This is a genomic window from Salinivibrio sp. VGrn1, assembly GCF_009377995.1.
Taxonomy (GTDB): Bacteria; Pseudomonadota; Gammaproteobacteria; order Enterobacterales; family Vibrionaceae; genus Salinivibrio; species Salinivibrio siamensis.
Window position 1 is genome coordinate 175,173 of the sequence record NZ_SATA01000002.1, and the last position, 15,829, is coordinate 191,001.

Annotated in this window: 15 protein-coding genes; 4 read left to right on the forward strand and 11 right to left on the reverse strand. The window is 50.8% G+C overall.

What is annotated here, in order from left to right; genetic code table 11:
* The first annotated feature begins 75 nt into the window (after positions 1 to 75).
* From EHW56_RS03840 to EHW56_RS03850, 3 genes are read left to right on the forward strand one after another with little or no spacing between them, the layout of a single operon-like run.
* Entirely contained in the window at positions 76 to 1,443 is a 1,368-nt protein-coding gene (locus tag EHW56_RS03840; RefSeq protein WP_152798654.1) for an NADH-quinone oxidoreductase subunit L, read from the forward strand.
* Positions 1,443 to 3,890: a DUF2309 domain-containing protein gene (locus EHW56_RS03845; RefSeq protein ID WP_152798656.1), complete on the forward strand. Its 2,448-nt coding sequence runs from the start codon at positions 1,443 to 1,445 to the stop codon at positions 3,888 to 3,890. Before EHW56_RS03840 ends, EHW56_RS03845 begins: the two co-directional genes overlap by 1 nt.
* 8 nt (positions 3,891 to 3,898) lie before the next feature.
* Positions 3,899 to 4,870, forward strand: a complete 972-nt coding sequence (locus EHW56_RS03850) for an L-threonylcarbamoyladenylate synthase (protein WP_152794089.1) — start codon at positions 3,899 to 3,901, stop codon at positions 4,868 to 4,870.
* Here the strand turns inward: EHW56_RS03850 and EHW56_RS03855 are convergent.
* From EHW56_RS03855 to EHW56_RS03885, 7 genes are all read right to left on the reverse strand, one after another.
* A complete protein-coding gene (locus tag EHW56_RS03855; protein ID WP_152794091.1) occupies positions 4,863 to 5,282 on the reverse strand; it encodes a PaaI family thioesterase in 420 nt (139 codons plus the stop codon). The two genes, EHW56_RS03850 and EHW56_RS03855, sit on opposite strands and share 8 nt — an antisense overlap.
* Positions 5,275 to 5,787, reverse strand: a complete 513-nt coding sequence (locus tag EHW56_RS03860; protein ID WP_172969901.1) for a NifB/NifX family molybdenum-iron cluster-binding protein — start codon at positions 5,785 to 5,787, stop codon at positions 5,275 to 5,277. The genes EHW56_RS03855 and EHW56_RS03860 overlap by 8 nt, the downstream gene beginning before the upstream one ends.
* A gap of 333 nt (positions 5,788 to 6,120) precedes the next feature.
* Entirely contained in the window at positions 6,121 to 6,408 is a 288-nt protein-coding gene (locus tag EHW56_RS03865) for a DUF134 domain-containing protein (RefSeq protein WP_152794095.1), read from the reverse strand.
* A 127-nt stretch (positions 6,409 to 6,535) separates the two neighbouring features.
* A complete protein-coding gene (gene gnd, locus EHW56_RS03870; protein WP_152798658.1) occupies positions 6,536 to 7,984 on the reverse strand; it encodes a decarboxylating NADP(+)-dependent phosphogluconate dehydrogenase in 1,449 nt (482 codons plus the stop codon).
* Positions 7,985 to 7,995: 11 nt separating this feature from the next.
* Positions 7,996 to 8,721 (reverse strand): 6-phosphogluconolactonase, encoded by a 726-nt coding sequence (gene pgl, locus EHW56_RS03875; RefSeq protein WP_152798660.1) that lies wholly within the window; start codon positions 8,719 to 8,721, stop codon positions 7,996 to 7,998.
* Positions 8,718 to 10,220, reverse strand: coding sequence for a glucose-6-phosphate dehydrogenase (gene zwf, locus EHW56_RS03880; RefSeq protein WP_172969926.1), 1,503 nt, complete (start codon positions 10,218 to 10,220; stop codon positions 8,718 to 8,720). Before zwf ends, pgl begins: the two co-directional genes overlap by 4 nt.
* 221 nt (positions 10,221 to 10,441) lie before the next feature.
* Positions 10,442 to 11,365 carry a LysR family transcriptional regulator gene (locus EHW56_RS03885; RefSeq protein ID WP_152798664.1) on the reverse strand — a complete coding sequence of 308 codons (924 nt, stop codon included), beginning with the start codon at positions 11,363 to 11,365 and terminating at the stop codon, positions 10,442 to 10,444.
* A 223-nt stretch (positions 11,366 to 11,588) separates the two neighbouring features.
* Between EHW56_RS03885 and EHW56_RS03890 the strand changes: the two genes are divergently transcribed.
* Positions 11,589 to 13,220: an alpha-glucosidase gene (locus EHW56_RS03890; protein ID WP_152798666.1), complete on the forward strand. Its 1,632-nt coding sequence runs from the start codon at positions 11,589 to 11,591 to the stop codon at positions 13,218 to 13,220.
* Positions 13,221 to 13,329: 109 nt separating this feature from the next.
* On the opposite strand, the gene EHW56_RS03895 is transcribed toward EHW56_RS03890, so the two are convergent.
* From EHW56_RS03895 to EHW56_RS03910, 4 genes are all read right to left on the reverse strand, one after another.
* Positions 13,330 to 13,851 carry a GNAT family N-acetyltransferase gene (locus EHW56_RS03895; protein WP_152798668.1) on the reverse strand — a complete coding sequence of 174 codons (522 nt, stop codon included), beginning with the start codon at positions 13,849 to 13,851 and terminating at the stop codon, positions 13,330 to 13,332.
* A gap of 159 nt (positions 13,852 to 14,010) precedes the next feature.
* On the reverse strand, positions 14,011 to 14,655 hold the full coding sequence (locus EHW56_RS03900; RefSeq protein WP_152798670.1) for a peptidase E: 645 nt from the start codon (positions 14,653 to 14,655) through the stop codon (positions 14,011 to 14,013).
* A gap of 22 nt (positions 14,656 to 14,677) precedes the next feature.
* Positions 14,678 to 14,914, reverse strand: coding sequence for a hypothetical protein (locus EHW56_RS03905; RefSeq protein WP_172969927.1), 237 nt, complete (start codon positions 14,912 to 14,914; stop codon positions 14,678 to 14,680).
* Between the two features lie 356 nt (positions 14,915 to 15,270).
* Positions 15,271 to 15,762, reverse strand: coding sequence for a hypothetical protein (locus EHW56_RS03910; protein ID WP_172969902.1), 492 nt, complete (start codon positions 15,760 to 15,762; stop codon positions 15,271 to 15,273).
* Positions 15,763 to 15,829 lie beyond the last annotated feature (67 nt).

Genomic DNA, 15,829 nt, shown 5'->3' on the forward strand with positions numbered 1-15,829 from the left:
TAATTTATTATGTATTTTACTTAACTGTAGTAAGTTTTCACAATGTATCTCATAACTATTGCTGTGAGGTAAGTCATGTTATCCCTATTTCTCGTCACCCCGCTCAAACTGGTGCTGCTCGCACTGGTTGCTCTTCTTGGCGGAGTTATCTGGCGATACAGTGCCACTGCGTTTGCAGGTGAAGCCGACAAACACCGTTTTCTTTCCTCTTTACTGCTCACCTTGTCGGCAGTCTTGTTGGTTTTAGTCAGCAATCACCTGTTGCTGTTTTGGCTCGCCTGGGTGGCGGTTAGCCTCTCATTGGGTCGCTTAATTCTTTTCTATCCGCATCGGCCTCGCGCCCAACTCGCGGCACACAAAAAAATGCTGCTCGCCCGCTTTAGCGAATTGCTACTCGGTGGCGCATTTTTACTGTTGTTTTTCCACTACCAAACCGCGCAGATTGACCAATTGATGTTTCAAGTCAGCCAGCAACCTCATACGCTGACTGTAAGCATCGCCGCCTTTATGTTGGTGGGCGTGGCGATTATCAAGTGCGCTCAACTACCCTTGCACGGCTGGCTCATTCAAGTGGTGGAAGCGCCCACACCTGTCTCTGCCTTGTTGCATGCTGGCATTGTGAATCTTGGCGGGATCTTATTGATGCTATTCGCGCCAGTGCTCGCGGCAAGCCCCAGTGCCAGCCTTGCCCTGCTGGTTATCGCAGGTATCAGTACGCTGGTGGCGGGACTGGTGAGCCTGACACGCGTGAGCATTAAGGTAAAACTGGCGTGGTCGACCGTCGCACAAATGGGTCTGATGTTAGTCGAAATCGCCCTAGGTCTTTACGAGTTGGCACTGCTGCACTTGCTGGCGCACTCTTTCTACAAGGCGTTTTCTTTCCTCAACAGCGGCAATGGCGTGAATCATTGGCTCGCCACCCAACTGGCTGACGCCTCAGTTCCGCTTCGCTGCCATTGGCTTGCCGCGATGACCACCGCCGCCGGTTTGATTGTCGCCGTGCATCTGGGTGTTGATATTTTAAATAGTTTGGCCGCCGGTTGGTTGCTGTGGATGGCGATGACCATGCTGCTATTACCGGCCTTTACCCGCCCAGGCGCTGCTCGCCCGACACGCGTGCTGCTCAGTAGCATGTTTGCCCTTGGCCTGCTTGGGCTTTACGCCGCCATTAAACATAGCTTGATTGTGTTTGTCGCGGGTGGAAATGCCACCTATTTGTTTGCCGATGCCTTTGCGCTAGTGCTGTTTATCGCGCTGTTTGCTCTATCAATGGCGGTCCAGTACTGGCCTCACAAAGCGTGGGTCAACCGCCTATTTATCTGGCTGAACGCCGGGGCTTATCTTGATGAGTGGGCGACGCGCCTAACACTCAAATGGTGGCCGAGTGCTTCTTTAATCCAACTACAAACGACCCAATGGCAACCGCATAAGGAGACGCGTTAATGATTGCGAAAACGCCCAACGTATCTGCACTCCCAGAGTCCCTCAATGTGAGCGATTTTCGCGATGCCACCCAGCAAGCGGTCGCCGCGATTGCGCCAAGCTGGCCGTTGGATCAAATGATTGCAGTGAATCCATGGTGGCCGCAACGCTTTACCCCCATTGAGCAAGTCTTTGCCGAACAAGCGGTGTTAAGTGGCCACTGTCCGCTAATGCCGTCGGCGTACTATCTGTCGCATTGGCAATCGCCCATTAGTGAGGCACATCTTGCCGAGGCCATTTCAACCTCTGACAGCGCATTGACGGTCAGTGATTGTCTGCGTGCGCTGCGTAGCCATAGCAGTGACCTCCCGCGTTGGAAGCCATTAGCTGAGTTGTGTGACCGCACTCGAGAAGCACAAGAAGGCTTATCGTGGCAGCAAGAAATTCAGCAGCAAGTGAGCCAGTTTCTCGCGCTCTATCACCAATACCCACAGCGCTTTGATGCTCAAGGCCAAGGCGGTGAGCACCTTTATCAATGCTGGTTGGATGTGGTGAGCCAAGATAAAGGCATTAAAACCCTCACTGGCGTGGATTTGCTTGCCGATTTCGCCGCACTACCCACCCAAATCGATGCATTGATCGCTGAAGCGGCCGACTTTTGGCAACCGACTCTTCACGACCAAGACGGTAACTTGGCCTATTGCCACGCGCTCATGCACGGTTTATCGGGTTGGGCAAGCTGGCAGGCTTGGTTAGATTGGCAGCAACAGCTCAGTGACAGTGAACAACAAGATCATGGCATGGGCCTATTCGCGATTTTACTCGCGTGGGATACAGTGCTGGCACGCTGGCTTGCTAAACATCGTGACGCAGCGTGGGCAAGCATTCGTCAGTCCATGCACCATCAAGCGGTGAATGTCCGCCATTGGTATCACCAAGCACAACAACAGCTCGCGCCCCTGTGGATTTGGCAACAAGCGCTGGAAATCAGTCAGCAGCGCCCTTGGGCACATGCCCTATCTGCGCAGGCCAGTGTCGACACGCTCGACACCTCCCCCACGCTTCAGGCTGTATTTTGTATCGATGTGCGCTCTGAGCCAATGCGTCGCGCATTAGAAGCGCAATCCGAACGAATTCAAACCCTTGGCTTTGCTGGCTTTTTTGGCTTGCCGATTGCCTATCAGCCCACTGATAGCCATATTCATCGCCCACAACTGCCCGGTTTACTGGCGCCAGCGGTCACCGCCTCACAAACCCATGCTACCCCCGAACGCTGGTTGCGAATGACCAAGCTCGGCTGGCAACGCAGTCTTGATGCGCCCGCCGCCAACTTAGGCATGGTCGAAGCCGGTGGCATGTTAAAGCTAGTGAGCTTGCTAAAACGCGCATTGCGCATTTCTGGTACCGAGAACCCGTTAAATCGACTCAGCCATGCTGACAGTGATTGGGCGCTCACCCGTGACAATACACCGTTAACCGCAGCAGAAAAGGCGGAGCTAGGCGCTGGTATCTTGCGGGCAATGGGCATTGCTGATCAACTGGCCGATGCCGTCTTGTTGGTGGGTCATGGCAGTGAAACCTGTAACAACCCTCATGCAGCAGGGCTTGACTGTGGTGCCTGCGGCGGACAAACCGGTGAAGTGAATGTTCGTGTACTCGCACAGCTTCTGAACGATGCCGACGTGCGCGATGCCATGGCACAGCAAGGCGTAACGATTCCCGCCAGTACCCGTTTTTATGCCGCCATGCACAACACTACCACCGACGCACTGGATGTCTTTCACGCTCCCGAGCATACCGAGTGGCAAACTTGGCTGGTCAACGCAAGCGAGCAAGCACGTGCTACCCGCGCCAACCAGTTTGATCAGGCGCCTACCCAGCCATCCAAACTCAAACGCTTCTTTGGTACACGGGCCAAAGACTGGGCGCAAATGCGTCCTGAGTGGGGACTGTGTGACAACGCGGCGTTAATCGTAGGCCCGCGCACCCTGTCTCGACAGATTAATTTGCAAGGTCGCAGCTTTTTACACGACTACGACATGCACAAAGACCGTGACTTTAGCCAGCTTGAAACCATACTCACCGCGCCCATGGTGGTGACCAATTGGATCAATCTGCAGTACTTTGCTTCTGTCACCGCACCGGAAAAATTCGGCAGCGGCAACAAGCTGCTCCACAACATCGTGGGTGGGCACATTGGGGTGTTTGAAGGGAATGGTGGCGACTTACGAATTGGCTTATCGCATCAATCCGTGCACGATGGCCGTCGATATCGCCACCAGCCAGTGCGATTAAGCGTATTTATCGCTGCCCCTCGGGAGGCAATTGATAGTATACTTGCACGCCATGACGATATAGCCGCGCTGGCGAATCACGGCTGGCTGTACTTGATGCAAATTGATGCGCAAGGTGCAGTATGGCAACGCGATCGCTCGGGTCAGTGGTATCACCTGAACGTAGCAAAATAAAACGGAGCATGTCGTTGAAAACGCAACTTCTCTCAGCGCAGTGTTCAACGGACCTAACACAAGCCGCCGAACTGCTAAAAGCCGGCGAACAAGTCGCGGTGCCCACAGAAACCGTGTACGGTTTGGCAGCGGATGCCAGCAATCCAGACGCCGTCGCGGGTATTTTTACCGCCAAGGGTCGACCCGCGAACCACCCTTTGATTGTGCATCTCGGTGACGTCGCATCGATTACCGAGTGGGCAACGCAAATCCCGGATGAAGCATATAAGCTGGCGAATGCCTTCTGGCCAGGGCCGATGACACTGCTGTTGCCACGTGCCGAGCATATTTCACCAGTGGTCACGGGTGGATTGGATACCATTGGGCTTCGCGTACCCGCGCAACCTGTGTTGTTAGACTTGCTCGCCACCCATCAGCTTGCTGTTGCCGCCCCGTCTGCGAACCCGTATAAAAAGCTCAGCCCCACCACGGCGGAGCAAGTGATGCATGGTTTAGGCGGAAAGATCGCTGCGGTGATTGATGGCGGCCCTTGCCAACATGGGCTGGAGTCGACCATTGTCGATCTTACTAAGCGTCCATTCCGCGTACTTCGCGCCGGTCCAATCACCGCCAGCGAGCTGAGCGCCGTGCTGGGTGAAACAGTCGACGCCCCTGAGCAGCACGACACCGTGGTGCCCGGCAATGTGGGAAGCCATTACCAACCCAACACCCGGTTACAGATGGTGGCGGCAGACTTGTCTGATCTCCCTGCGCCCCATCCTGAAAAACGAGCGGCCTTGCTTCACTTTGGCGATGCCCCAGCACGGGATGATCTGGTCTGTATTGCCATGCCAGATGACGCTGCACGCTACGGGCAAGCGTTATATCACCAACTTGCCCAAGCCGACCAACTCGGCGTCGATGAGATCTGGCTCGCCCAGCCTCCTCATGGTGAAGCGTGGCTTGCCGTGCATGATCGCCTGCGCCGCGCCGTTAGCTAGTTTTTGACGCACGCATTCGCATAAAGCTTGCCGTTGCACTGGCACACACAGTGCCCGCAACGGTGAGCGTTGCCTCCAACTGACTCATTCCATGTTTGGCTTTCACACACCATGCTCGTACCTCCGCCTCAACGGCAACGGGCACTGGATGGTGATAGCGAATATTAAGTGACCCTGTCACACTTTGCGGGGCAAACAAGAAGGTACAATGGGTGAATGCTGCATCTAAAAGCGTGGCAATCACCCCACCGTGTAGCTGATCTTGATACCCCTGCCAAGTGCTTTCTAACCATACTTTTGCGCTCACTGCAGTTTCATCGTCTTGGTAAAATCTAAGATTAAACAGCCCGTTGTCACTGCAAGCCACACACTGATGATGGGAAACCGGCGGGATAACAGGCTGCTTATTCATGGCAACCACAACCCTGTCCACGAACGCGGCCGCCTTTACCTTGCCCCTTACCACACCCTCGATGTTGATGACCTGAACTGCGGCCTTGCGCGCCACAACCTTTCCCGCGCTCTGAGTGACAAGCGGCGTTCTGTTGTTGTGGTTTTTGCTGCTTCATTCGCTGCAACGCCGGCCGTCCTTGACTGGCATCCGTAAGCGGTTGCCAGTACGCAGGCGACAACCACTGGGTGGGATTTAGGCGACCATTAGTTAACTGATAAACATGTAAGCCAGCATCAAGTAATCCCGCTAACGCATGCTCGCCAATATGACGAGTCACCACACGTGTTACTTGGTTAGCTTTCAGCATCGCTATCAAGGCGTTTTTGGCACCGCAACCTTCTGTTACACGTGGGTTGGCGAACTGAACGAGTGCTTGGCCATCGTCGTCAAACAGCGCAAAGTGCTCGGCCTTCATAAAGTGTCCCGCAGGGCAGTCTTGATTCATCGCAATAGCAATTGTCATCTTCCGTTCTCTCTTTATGTAAATAGCATATGCCAAAAATACGCTTGATTTGTGGCATATGCAAACTATTCTGTGAGAGAAAAATGAGGAAAGTTGCGTCAAGACATCGCGAGTATTCGCGTCAAGCTGCAACGTCGCGCGACAGAATGCTTTTTCGAACACGCGCGCATCCTTGCTAAGCCGCATGATGAATGACAATAACTAAATGGAAGTATTGGTTTAAAAATACCTATTTTCACGGCAATCATTGACGTGAAATTACAGTTTAGTAAACCATAAAAGCACCTTGGTGAGTCACACGCAGCACAGATCTTGTTTTTGTAGATGGCTAACCTAACACGACTCTTCTGACTCAAACACCAAGGCTTTGCCTTCTACGAGGCAGGCGGTGGTTTTGGCGCGGGCGCGTTTGACTAGGTTGGCTAACGTTTGACGAGATACGCCCATGACTTCCGCCGCTTGCAGTTGCTGCATACCCTGATGATCAACAAGACGCATGGCTTCGAACTCATCCAAACCAATGGTCACTGTCTCTAGCTCACTGAGTGGAATGGCGTTGGGTTTAAAACAGTTGGTATGGGGTGTCCCGCAGATACGGCGGGGCATTTTAGGACGCGGCATAGGATCTCCTTTTTCGCTTATGCTAAGTGAGTTTATTGCTTAAGCCAACAAAAAGGGATGCCGAGGCATCCCTTTTCTAGTTATTGCGACAGGCAGTGACTTAGTCTGTCACGTTACACGTCGTACGTTACACGTCGTACGTGGTCGAGGCGGTGTTACCGCCGGTGCCTGTCCAGTTGGTGTGGAAGAACTCACCGCGCGGCTGATCAAGACGCTCATAGGTGTGCGCGCCAAAGTAGTCACGCTGTGCTTGCAGCAAGTTCGCGGGCAAGCGTGCCGTGGTGTAGCCATCCAAGAAGGTCAGCGCCGATGTGGTACATGGCATTGGGATACCGGTTTCCATCGATTTTGCCGCCACTTTACGCCATGCTGCCAAGCAGTTATCCAAGATCCCTTTAAAGTACGCATCTGAGCCCAAGAAGGCCAAGTTAGGATCCTTATCAAACGCATCACGGATATTACCCAAGAAGGCTGAGCGGATAATACAGCCACCGCGCCACATCAGTGCAACATTACCGTAGTTGAGGTCCCAGCCATTCTCATTAGACGCTTCACGCATCAGCATAAAGCCTTGCGCGTAAGAGATAATTTTTGACGCCAGCAACGCTTGACGCAGCGCGTCAACCCATTCGGCTTTATCACCATCAACCGGTTGAATATGTTTTTCAAACAGCTTCTCTGCCGCGACCCGCTGATCTTTAAGTGCCGACAGGCAACGTGAGAACACGGATTCAGAAATCAAAGTGAGCGGAATGCCAAGATCCAGCGCGTTGATGCCGGTCCATTTACCGGTGCCTTTTTGGCCTGCAGTGTCGAGAATTTTCTCAACCAGTGGCTCACCATCTTGGTCTTTATAGCCCAAGATATCCGAGGTGATCTCTACTAGGTAGCTATCCAGCTCGGTTTTGTTCCAATCGGTAAACACCTGCTGCATCTCGTCATGGCTCATGCCAAGACCGTCTTTCATGAACTGGTACGCTTCGGTGATCAGCTGCATGTCGCCATACTCGATACCATTGTGCACCATTTTCACAAAGTGGCCGGCGCCATCACGTCCAACCCAATCACAGCATGGTTCGCCGGCGTCGGTTTTCGCGGCGATACCTTGGAAGATAGGTTTAACAGCTGGCCATGCTTCTTCAGAGCCACCCGGCATGATAGACGGTCCAAAACGGGCACCTTCTTCACCGCCAGAGACACCGGCACCGATAAAGTGAATGCCTTTTTCACGCAGTGCTGCCACGCGACGGTTGGTATCTGGGTAGTTGGTATTACCGCCATCAATAATGATGTCGCCTTCGTCAAGCAGTGGCGTCAGTTTGTCGATAAAGGTATCCACGACGGCGCCTGCGCGAACCATCAGCATCACTTTGCGCGGCTTTTCGAGCTTCTCAACCAACTCTTCTAACGAGTAAGCGCCAACAATGTTGGTGCCCTTCGCTGGGCCTTCCAGAAATTCATCGACTTTGGCCGCGGTACGGTTATGTGCCACGACTTTAAAACCGTTGTCGTTCATGTTAAGGATCAGGTTTTGGCCCATGACCGCCAAACCAATTACGCCGATATCACCTTTCATCGTGCTCTCCATTAATTCTGTTCTGGTAATTTTTTTGCTGCCGCGGCATCGAGTACCCATTCCGTGGTGCCTTTGGCACTGCGGATATTGGCGGCAGGATATGGCAGTTGAGTGGGCTCGTGTGTGGCGATCTCATGCACGATCGCTTGCTTACCTTCACCCAACACCAGATAACTGATTTTCTTCGCCGCGCGCAGCACACGGGCGGTTTTTGATACACGCTTTTGACCCGATTCAGGATGCGAGGCCACCAGCGCGAGCGCGGTATTGTCATACTGAGGATCGTGCGGGAACAGCGAGGCCGTATGCCCATCGCCACCGACGCCCAGCAAGATCCAATCAAACACAGGTGTGCCGTTTTCGCTTGGGATCAAGGCTTGCATTTCCGCACTAAAGCGCGCCGCTTCCACGTCCGGGTCGTCTTCACCACGAATACGGTGAATGTTCTCTTCCGGAATGCGAATGTGGCTAAACAGCAGCTTATTGGCTTCACCAAAGTTACTCTCAGCGTCATCCGGTGCTACACAGCGCTCATCGCCCCACCAAAAATGCAGGTTTTGCCACTGAATCGCATTGGCATAGTCGTCACTGGCTAAACGCTTAAACAGCATTTTGGGCGTGCTGCCGCCAGAAAGCGAAATGTGTACGGCACGATCTTGCTCACTGAGGGCTTGCATCGTGTCCGCTAAATGATTGACCACCGCGTCGGCATCATCAAAAATTCGAGCATTTATCATAATTCGCAGTATTCCGTGTCAGTCAGGTTTTTGCAGGGAAAGCGCCAAGCATGACCATCACGCTCAAGCAACTGATCTGCTTCTTTCGGTCCCCATGTTCCGCAGGCATAGCCAAACAAGGCTTTGTCATTTTCTTTGTACTGCAGAATAGGCTCAACAAACTGCCAGCAAGCTTCGACCGCGTCACTACGCGCAAACAAGGTGGCATCGCCTTTAAGGGCATCCAGTAACAAGCGCTCGTAAGCCGTCAGCATCTGGGTTTCTTCCAGTGAGGTATAGTGGAAGTCCATGTTGACTGCTTTGGCGTTAAAGCCTGCGCCCGGCTCTTTAAGGCCAAAGCTCATTTGAATGCCTTCATCCGGCTGAATGCGGATGACCAAACGGTTTTCGGGCGCATTTTTACCGAACACTGGGTGCGGAGTCTGTTTAAAGTGGATCACCACTTCAGTCACGCGAGTTGGCAAGCGTTTACCGGTGCGCACATAAAACGGCACCCCATTCCAACGCCAGTTGTTGATAAACATCTTCAGGCCAACATAAGTCTCAGTGCGCGAGTCTTCCGCCACTCCGGGCTCATCACGGTAACTAGGCAGCGGCTTACCGCCCACGTGAGATTCGGTGTACTGACCCAGTACCAAATTATTGTGCAAGTCGTCTTCAGAGAGCGGTTCGAGTGACTGCAACGCTTTGAATACTTCATCACGCATCGCGTCTGCATTGATTTGAGCGGGCGGCTCCATCGCCACCAGCGACAGCACTTGCAGCAAATGGTTTTGGAACATATCACGGACTGCGCCCGATTGGTCGTAGTAACCACCGCGACCCTCCACTCCAAGGTTTTCAGCACCGGTGATCTCTACATAATCGATAAAGTTACGGTTCCAAAGCGGCTCAAACATCGCATTAGAAAAACGGAAAACCAGCAGGTTTTGTACCGTTTCTTTGCCCAAGTAATGGTCAATGCGATAGATCTGGTGCTCGGCAAAGTAAGCATGAATGTCTTTATCGAGCTGGCGCGCGGAGGCAAGATCGTAACCAAATGGCTTTTCGACCACCAAACGCTTCCAACCGTTACTTTCATCATTCAAGCCATGCGCTGCCAGGCAAGCAGGAATAAAGTTATACAACTTTGGCGGTGTCGCGAGATAGAAAAGCGTATTGCGCTGTGTAAAACCGTATTGGTCAGAGAGCTCATCCAAGCGGCTTGTCAGCGCACCGTACTCGTTGGTGTCAGAGATATTAAATGATTGATAGTGCACATGCGCCATAAAGGCGTCGAGCGTGGCAGGATCGGTCTCTTCAAGCTCTTGCATGGAGTGACGTAGTTTATCGCGAAATGATTCGTCACTGTAGAAGGTGCGGCTTGCGCCAAGAATCGCGAAAGACGCAGGCAGCTGTTTGTTCGCATACAAGTGGTACAGGGCTGGGATCAGCTTACGGAAGGTCAGATCGCCAGATGCACCAAAAATAACAATACTGCTGTTTTCTGGAATTACCATCATCTTTCCTTTGATAATAAAGGTACTGCATGTGATTTGCGCCACAAATTAGCAGCGCTAAGGCCAAATTGGTAATTGGCGCTACCTATTGATTTCATCGATGTCACCACTGGAACACGCTGAATCGGCTAGCTAATCCCTACATTCGCAGCCAGCACGACACAGACAGTGTGCGACAAAGGCGGCCTAGTCTAGCACTTTCTCGTTCAATAAGCTTCACCCTAACTGGTATGACATGGTGAGGTGTTTATCTGCTGCGCAGCCTCACACAGTTGCTGGACTAGCGCCTCGACTTTCTCATGCCGCGCATTACGCAGGGTATATAAACCAACATTACCCGTTTTGTTGGGCTGGGTTGTCAACACGCTCACGCCCTGACTAGCAAGGTATGTGTCGGCTTTGCTGGTATAGGGCATCACCGCCTGAGTGTCGTGTAATAAGTCGATACCGGGAATGAGGGCATCAACATCAAACACCACTTGGTTAACGTGCGTCGTTGGGCTGATGGGGTTCGCCAGCAAATGCGCATGCCGGGCATGATCAGGCGTGACACGCATCAACGGCCAATCACTCAGGCGCTGAGGGTCGATGCGAGTCGATGTGTTTGCGAGTAGCGGATGGTTATCAGCCACATAGTAGCTTTCCGCGTCCTGAAACAAGGGCATAAAGCGAACTTGCTGGCTGGCAACCAGATCGTCAATTTCATGACCGATAAACACATCCACATCACCACTGAGCAGCGATGCCATCAGTGCTAAGCGATTGCCAAATTCGATGTGGACCGCACACTGGCGCTCTGCTTGATACTCAAGCACTGCCGGTTTAACAAACAAAGGCCACCACGCCTCCCCAGTGCCAAGCTTTATTTGTCCCGCTTCACGCGCTTGCAATGCATGAAGCTGGGCATGAAGCCGTTGCCGCGCGGCATGCTGTGCGGTGGCATGCTGATAATAAAGCTCTCCCGCGGCTGTCATACTGACGCCACGAGGATGGCGGACCAATAGCTGACACGCGAGACGTTGCTCCAGCTTTTGGATCTGTGCCGTCAATGAAGGTTGGCTGATCCCTAACTGCAACGCGGCCGCTTTAATACCGCCTGCCTCAACCACCGCAATAAAGTAGCCGGCAACTTTTTCTACATCCATACCGCACTCGCTCACAATTTAACAGCTTACTTTATAGCCTAATAGGGATACACAGCTCAATGATACCGCCTATTTTTTATCCATTACCATCTTATCTATAGCCAATAGGTTATATCAATAAGCGTCACGCCTATTTTTCTTGGCACCGCTCGCGCGCTAGGCTGTTGGCCACATCTCAAGCTGAGGCTTTGAGGATTTTTATTGTCGATAAGAGGTAATCGGTATGCAGAACGCTTGGTGGCATGATGCCGTTGTTTATCAAATCTACCCTCGCAGTTTTTACGACACCAATGGTGATGGCATTGGCGATATTAATGGAATTATCGAGAAACTCGATTACTTACATTGGCTCGGCGTCAATGTGTTATGGCTATCACCGGTGTATCAATCGCCGATGGATGACAATGGCTACGACATTTCCGATTACTGCGCGATCGCGCCTGAATTTGGCACCATGGAAGACATGACGCGCTTGATTGATAAAGCCGGCGCGCTCGGCATCAAAATCGTGATGGATTTGGTCGTCAATCACACCTCCGACGAACATCCTTGGTTCCAAGCTGCGCTTCAAGACAAAAACAGTCCTTATCGCGACTTTTACATTTGGCGCGATGCCAAACCCGATGGCAGCGCACCCGATGATCAAGGCTCAATTTTTGGTGGCAGTGCATGGCAATGGGAGCCAAACACCGAGCAATATTACTTTCACTTGTTCTCCAAACGTCAGCCCGATCTGAACTGGGAAAACCCTGCCGTCCATGACGCCGTGTATAAAATGATGAACTGGTGGATTGATAAAGGCATTGGCGGATTCCGCCTCGATGTGATTGATTTAATTGGTAAGGAAATCGACAAAGGCATTACCGGCAACGGGCCGCACCTTCACCCTCTGCTACAGGCAATGAATCGAGCCACATTTGGCGACAAAGACTTGCTCACCGTCGGCGAAACATGGGGCGCAACGCCGGAGATCGCCAAACTTTATAGCGCACCGGAACGCAACGAACTCTCCATGGTGTTCCAATTTGAACACATTACCGCTACCTGGAAAGACGGCGATAAATGGCAGCCCGTGCCGCTGGATGTCGCCGCCCTCAAACAGGTACTGTTCAAATGGCAACAAGAGCTGGCCGATAGCGGTTGGAACTCACTATTTTGGAACAACCACGATTTGCCGCGCGCCGTATCCAAATTTGGTCACGACGGCCAATACCGAATCCGCTCGGCAAAAATGCTCGCCACAACCTTACACTTGATGAAAGGCACGCCCTATATCTACCAAGGGGAAGAGATTGCGATGACCAATGTCGCCTTCCCGTCTATCGACGATTATCAAGACATCGAAACCCGCAATTTTTACCACTTGCGTGTGGCCGAAGGCGTTGATCCCGACACCATGATGGAGGCGGTCTACCAAAACAGTCGCGATAACGCCCGTACCCCGATGCAATGGGAGAACGCACCGCAAGCAGGCTTTACCCAAGGAACACCTTGGTTACCGGTTAATCCTAACTACACCACCATCAATGTGGCACGGGCAACTGAAAATAGCGGCTCGGTGCTTTATCACTACCGTGAACTGATTAAGCTCCGCAAACAATACCCAGTGATCGTACACGGCCAGTTTGCGCCTGTAGATGAATCACACCCTAACGTGATGGCTTACGAGCGCTTCGACGATACCCTCCGTATTCTCGTGGTCAGCAACTTTAGCGATCAAAAACAAACCATCACCCTCCCCGCACACTGGCACGATAAGGCCTTAACCTGCCTTAGCTACAATATGGATCCGGTCAAACAGTTAAGCACCACCTACAAACTAGCCCCTTACGAGTCGTTTGCGGTAATGCAGTAGCAAGGGCGTTTAGTTGCCGATATCATCACGCGCCTGCAGATAGCTGCAGGCGCCCAGCCAAAGGCGACTCACCCCTCTTACACGCCATAAACGACGTCTACCGAAGGCATTAATACATATACCCAAGCCAATCCATATGGCCTGCAGGCCATGATTCGTCTTTCATCGGTTTTACATACAATTCATCGATATACTCGACCGCAACGCCATAGTTGGTGTGCTCATAGATGCGTAGCCAAGAGGCATATGACTCGACAAGCTGAAAGCCATTAGCCACATAAAAATCGTGCACATCAGAGATGAGAATAATGAAATCAACGTCTTTATCTCGCGCATAGTCAGCCAGTTGCGCCAGCATACTCGAGCCAATCCCTTTTCTTTGCCAAGCGCTATCGATGCAAAAATCACTCACCCCTAATACTTTGTATACCTCACCACCGACATTCACTGCCCTATAATCCAACCCCATATAACCAATCAGTTGATTATCTTGGTATTGCAATCCCCGCATGTGGAGAAGCTGCTTATGGTAAGAACGGGAAACTTGATGGTCAGGAAATGCCTTGTTTCTAAGCGCTTGAATAGCCTCATGCTGCGCGTTCGACACTTCGATTTCTGGGAGAATTTCCATGTTTAAGCTATTGATAATAAATCCATTTATTCAGTTATTTACCAAGTCGATATATTAATAGGGTTCCAATCATCTTGGCTCATAGGTGACAGGGAAATGTGTTTTAGCTCACACAATAAAAATGGCGGCTTCTATGTGGGAGCCGGAAAAACACTTGGTCTAATCAAGATTCTTGACGGTAACCTTTGCCCCTGTTTGACTGGCAATCGTCTTATGATACTGACCATTAACGAAATGTAGTGCTGAATAATCACTGATCCCGTAGCAAGGCATGTTTACGTGATGGCTGGCAAACTGAGAAAACAGCTCAGCTTTCGCGTCACTCTCCGTAAAGTGCGCTGACGCCAGGCCTTGCAAAAAGCCCAGACCCTCGATAACGGAGTACTTCTCAGGATCGCTATCTGTGATCCCGTAGTCGAACCAACATATTGCGCCCGCACTCATACCACACAATATGATGCCACTTTCATAGCAATCTTGAAGAATTCTATCTATCCCCCACGCTTTCCATACTGCGAACATAGAACGTGTATTACCACCGCCGACATAAATAACATCTTGCTCTTGCAGATGTGTGCGCCAGTCTAGGTTGGGTTTAAATAATGGAAAATGACTTAAGCGGCGACTGAGTTTAGACTGATAAAAACGATCGATTGCCTCCTCAGCATCCCCAGTGGCAGTGGGAATATAGCAAACTTTCGGATCGCTTTTCTCAGTTAAACGGAGCGCATATTGATCTAATTCGCTTTGTTGTTCTCCCATCATCCAACCACCACCGCCTAACGCGACAATATGTTTATCCATTACGTGGCCTGTTTTTTAATTACTATTGAAATTCGCTACCCTGATTTTTTAAGGTTTTATGCCCGCATCTTGTACAAACTTCGTATCGATCGATTAAGTCCAACGATGCACCAACAGGACTGGCAACACCACCAAAGAAACCGTCGAGAAAAGCCTTAAACTGTTCTTTTTTACTTTTCCCATATTTCGAAGACTTTTGCGTTATGATTTCTTTATGCTCAGTTTCTTGCCCACATTTCTCACACAATTTAGTGATCACTTTATACCTCTGACCAACTGATAGATTCGGTTGAATTTGCCATATAACGGCATAGAAAACGTTGACCGATTTCAAAGTCAACATATAAACGATTCGTCGCGGGCGCAAGGCGAACAGAATAAGGAGAATGGCGTTCACTTAAACACAGGAGAGCAAACCGAAAAAACCACATCGTTAACGTAACGTATTGAAGTAACATATTATCTACTCACTTCTTGGCTGCGCTCGCACTGAAAAAAGTGCCAGACGCAGCACCCACCTATGCGCATTCGATCTATTTACTTAATAAAGCAACGGGCTTGTTCAACACCCAAATAAAGTGTCGGCTGTGCGACACTTATTCTCATTTGTTAGGTTTATGCCCCTTGACCTTTCATTAAGCCAAGTAACTCTAGCACTTGCCTCCCATCGCTAGGCATACCCTCATACGCACCAAAGTAGCTTGGATAGTACATTGGTATTGCTGTAAATAAAAATTGAAACAGTGAAAAGTACAGTCCAAAATTTACCAAATATTGAGCTAGATGCGGTAATTCATAGCGACTAAGTAAATATAAGCCGATACATAAAATTAGAGATACAACAGGTCCCATTAACAACGAAAAAACTTGCAAATTTTTGCTCACACTTCTTTCTATTGAAGCAAAGCCAACATTCATCGACAATGGTGTGATTAAGAGCTTTAATTTACCAACCCGAAATTCCTTAGCATTACTTCCACTTCCCAATCGAATTTCTACCGACTGACCTGTCATTAATTGAGGAGTTGCATGCCCTAACTCATGAAGTAGCACGGCCAATGGCATTACCAACACAAAACCCAAGACTAGACCTATTAAATTGCTCACACACAACCTCCTTATTACGGATAAGCAACAAGACTAATATACGTCTTTTTGAAGTTTGCACCAAGTC

Excerpts from the sequence above, each read along its gene's own strand:
- EHW56_RS03840 (WP_152798654.1), top strand. The coding sequence starts at position 76 with ATGTTATCCCTATTTCTCGTCACCCCGCTCAAACTGGTGCTGCTCGCA.
- EHW56_RS03845 (WP_152798656.1), top strand. The coding sequence starts at position 1,443 with ATGATTGCGAAAACGCCCAACGTATCTGCACTCCCAGAGTCCCTCAAT.
- EHW56_RS03850 (WP_152794089.1), top strand. The coding sequence starts at position 3,899 with ATGTCGTTGAAAACGCAACTTCTCTCAGCGCAGTGTTCAACGGACCTA.
- EHW56_RS03855 (WP_152794091.1), bottom strand. The coding sequence starts at position 5,282 with ATGAATAAGCAGCCTGTTATCCCGCCGGTTTCCCATCATCAGTGTGTG.
- EHW56_RS03860 (WP_172969901.1), bottom strand. The coding sequence starts at position 5,787 with ATGACAATTGCTATTGCGATGAATCAAGACTGCCCTGCGGGACACTTT.
- EHW56_RS03865 (WP_152794095.1), bottom strand. The coding sequence starts at position 6,408 with ATGCCGCGTCCTAAAATGCCCCGCCGTATCTGCGGGACACCCCATACC.
- gnd (WP_152798658.1), bottom strand. The coding sequence starts at position 7,984 with ATGAAAGGTGATATCGGCGTAATTGGTTTGGCGGTCATGGGCCAAAAC.
- pgl (WP_152798660.1), bottom strand. The coding sequence starts at position 8,721 with ATGATAAATGCTCGAATTTTTGATGATGCCGACGCGGTGGTCAATCAT.
- zwf (WP_172969926.1), bottom strand. The coding sequence starts at position 10,220 with ATGGTAATTCCAGAAAACAGCAGTATTGTTATTTTTGGTGCATCTGGC.
- EHW56_RS03885 (WP_152798664.1), bottom strand. The coding sequence starts at position 11,365 with ATGGATGTAGAAAAAGTTGCCGGCTACTTTATTGCGGTGGTTGAGGCA.
- EHW56_RS03890 (WP_152798666.1), top strand. The coding sequence starts at position 11,589 with ATGCAGAACGCTTGGTGGCATGATGCCGTTGTTTATCAAATCTACCCT.
- EHW56_RS03895 (WP_152798668.1), bottom strand. The coding sequence starts at position 13,851 with ATGGAAATTCTCCCAGAAATCGAAGTGTCGAACGCGCAGCATGAGGCT.
- EHW56_RS03900 (WP_152798670.1), bottom strand. The coding sequence starts at position 14,655 with ATGGATAAACATATTGTCGCGTTAGGCGGTGGTGGTTGGATGATGGGA.